Source organism: Cyanobacteriota bacterium, from assembly GCA_025054735.1.
Classification (GTDB): Bacteria; Cyanobacteriota; Cyanobacteriia; order SKYG9; family SKYG9; genus SKYG9.
This window is the reverse complement of sequence record JANWZG010000488.1, coordinates 1-2,514: the sequence shown is the minus strand read 5'-3', so window position 1 is coordinate 2,514 and position 2,514 is coordinate 1. Positions and strand designations below refer to the sequence as shown.

The 2,514-nt window shown below is 49.9% G+C and carries 5 protein-coding genes; 2 read left to right on the top strand and 3 right to left on the bottom strand.

Translation table 11 applies throughout. The annotated features are described in order from the left end of the window. A partial coding sequence (locus NZ772_17205; protein ID MCS6815295.1) for a two-component system response regulator occupies nt 1-279 on the top strand: 279 nt, incomplete at its 5' end. A gap of 3 nt (nt 280-282) precedes the next feature. Here the strand turns inward: NZ772_17205 and NZ772_17200 are convergent. After that, nucleotides 283-1,086, bottom strand: coding sequence for a pantothenate kinase (locus NZ772_17200; protein MCS6815294.1), 804 nt, complete (start codon nt 1,084-1,086; stop codon nt 283-285). Between the two features lie 102 nt (nt 1,087-1,188). Between NZ772_17200 and NZ772_17195 the strand changes: the two genes are divergently transcribed. Next, entirely contained in the window at nt 1,189-1,362 is a 174-nt protein-coding gene (locus NZ772_17195) for a hypothetical protein (protein ID MCS6815293.1), read from the top strand. 35 nt (nt 1,363-1,397) lie between these two features. Here the strand turns inward: NZ772_17195 and NZ772_17190 are convergent, their stop codons facing one another. Together NZ772_17190 and NZ772_17185 are read right to left on the bottom strand one after the other, a co-directional pair. Beyond that, a complete protein-coding gene (locus tag NZ772_17190) occupies nt 1,398-2,105 on the bottom strand; it encodes a tetratricopeptide repeat protein (protein ID MCS6815292.1) in 708 nt (235 codons plus the stop codon). Nucleotides 2,106-2,190: 85 nt separating this feature from the next. Further along, nucleotides 2,191-2,514 (bottom strand): peroxiredoxin (locus NZ772_17185; GenBank protein ID MCS6815291.1); only part of this gene is annotated, 324 nt, incomplete at its 5' end.

Here is a 2,514-nt window from a genome sequence, read left to right as displayed (position 1 = left end):
CCCATTATTCGCCACCATCATGAACGCTGGGATGGCAGCGGCTATCCAGATCAGCTAGTAGGACATGAGATTCCATACTTGGCTCAAGTTTTTCAGATTATTGATATTTACGATGCTTTAACTAGCGAACGTCCGTATAAAACAGCTTATACTCCCCGTGAAGCCTTGCAGCTCATCCAGGAAGAGACCGAAAAAGGATGGCGCAATCCTGAATTAGTGGAAAAGTTTGTAGCCTTTATTCACCAGTTGGAGGTGAAGGGTTTATTGCAATCAGCATAGTAGCTAGTTAGCGACCCTGGCGATCGCCATGCCCTGCAACACTAAGTGAGGAGCAAGGTGTATTTGGCTAGCCAGTACTGGGTTATGGTGCTGAAGCCATGTCAATAGCTGAGCACTATCACCACCTGTGAGGACAATCGCACTCTGGGGAAACCGTTGCCACCAATCGTGTACAAATGCCTGAATTCCCGCCAATAGGGTATGGATTACACCGCTGTGAATAGCACCCACGGTAGTTTGCGCCCATCGATCGCAGATGTTCCAGTTATGCAGAGGCAGGTGGTCACTATCAATGTCGGGGAGAGACCTCATGGCAGTGGCCTTAGCAAGAGCACGGTATTGTAGCGCTAGACCAGGCAGAATGGCTCCTCCTACTAAGTTGCGATCGCCATCTACCCCGGTGAACGTTAGAGCAGTGCCGCCATCAATGACCAAAACTGGTGCTCCAATTGTTTCCACAGCAGCATAAGCAGCCAAAGCGCGGTCAATTCCTAGGGTTGGATATAGTCCGTGCAATGGGATATGACCTAAGGTTAGGATATTGACATGGGGATAGGATTGCCAGAGGGCTGTTTGGGAGGGAACAACGGAGGCGATTGTTAGTATTGGTGATGGAGGCAACTTGGCAGCGGCTGGGTGCACTGTAGCTAGCGCAGTGGGTGATGCTAGAACTGAATGGCTCTGATCAGCGGTAAAATGATTTGTATCCCACGTGGCCTGAAGTTGCGATCCCTGACACAGGCCCCAGTGCAGCCGTGAGTTGCCAATCGCTAACAGTAGGCATACAGTTGTTTCTTGGTCTGTCATGGTTTGACTCTGTCATTAGTAATACCAACAGTAATATCAACCCAAGTGCGCGCTAGTGAGCTAGCATGGGGCACATAACCGAATCAATAGGAGGTACATTGCTTGATTTCTTACGACTCTGATGATCGTTCGTATCGCACCCTTTACCCCAGCAATGAAGAAATGCAGGCATGGTGGCGCAGAATTAGCCATGTTCGGCGAGATCTGAAACGAGATGAGCCACTACAGCCCTACGCGGTCTCGAATGGCAAACGTGATAACCGCCGACGGACGTAATGTTTGACAGGTATGGTGCCTAATAGGTATGGCAACTAACGACTCTTTAGGATCTGTTGGGTCACTTCAATCTGATCGGCACTAAACCCAGCTTCTGCTAAGTAGGCTAGAAACCCAAGATCGCCATAGCGATCGTCCAATGCTAGAGCTTGCGTGTAGGCAGCTTGGGCGGCTGCACGGTTGCCCTGTGACCAGTGCGCTAAAGCCAAAGCAATGAGAGGATGGGGGTTAGTCGGTTCTAGCTCTGCTGCTCGCATAGCCGTGACGATCGCCCAGTCGTAGGACTGGATTCGTTGGCAAGCGAGGCTAAGGTTGTAGTAGGCAATCTCATTATCTGGTTTGAGGAGCAATGCCCACATGTGGCTGGCAATCGCCAAGGCTAGGTCACCAGAAACCAAATATACAATCCCCAAGGCGTTGAATGCCTGAACCTTATAGGGATCAGCCCAAGCTACTGCGGTTAAGGTTTGAGCAGCGGCCTGGCGCTGGGCAGCTAGATGCTGAGTCCAACCCAAGGCAATGCGTCCATCCAAGTTATCTGGTTCTAAAGCAACTGCTTGGGTCAGGGCAGCGATCGCTGCATCCAGTTGCCCTTGCTGTCGATAGCGTAGCCCCAATGCTCGATAGTCTGCAGCCGTAGTGGCATAGCTAGATTGTGACAGACTCAGAACAGCAATTTCCAATGCTCCTACTAAGAAACACTTGGTAAGCAACAATACCTGACTAGCAATTTGGTTTTTCATGGGTAGCAGCGCTGAATCCACCCCAAAGCCATATTCTCTCTATCGATGGGTTCAGCTTATGAACCCACTAGATACCTACCATCAGTCACAGTCCCAGATCTGCCAAAATATCCGTTGCATGGGTTTCTGTGTTAACCGTTTCGTAAACATGAGTGATAGTGCCTGTGCCATCAATCACATAAGTAACCCGCCTAGCATACAGAGCGCCATTTTTTTCCATGGCGACATCGTAGGCTTTGGTAATAGTCGCATCCACATCTGCCAGCAGCGGGAAGGGCAAGTTGAACTTTTGCGTAAACTGTTGATGAGATGCCTCATCGTCTAGACTAACGCCTAAAACCACCACATTCTTGTCTTGGTAAGCAGCATAGTGATCTCGAAAGCTACAGGCTTCTTTCGTGCAACCAGG

Bases quoted from the DNA above. Each gene is read 5' to 3' on its own strand.
- NZ772_17190 (MCS6815292.1), bottom strand. From the start codon at position 2,105: ATGAAAAACCAAATTGCTAGTCAGGTATTGTTGCTTACCAAGTGTTTC.
- NZ772_17200 (MCS6815294.1), bottom strand. From the start codon at position 1,086: ATGACAGACCAAGAAACAACTGTATGCCTACTGTTAGCGATTGGCAAC.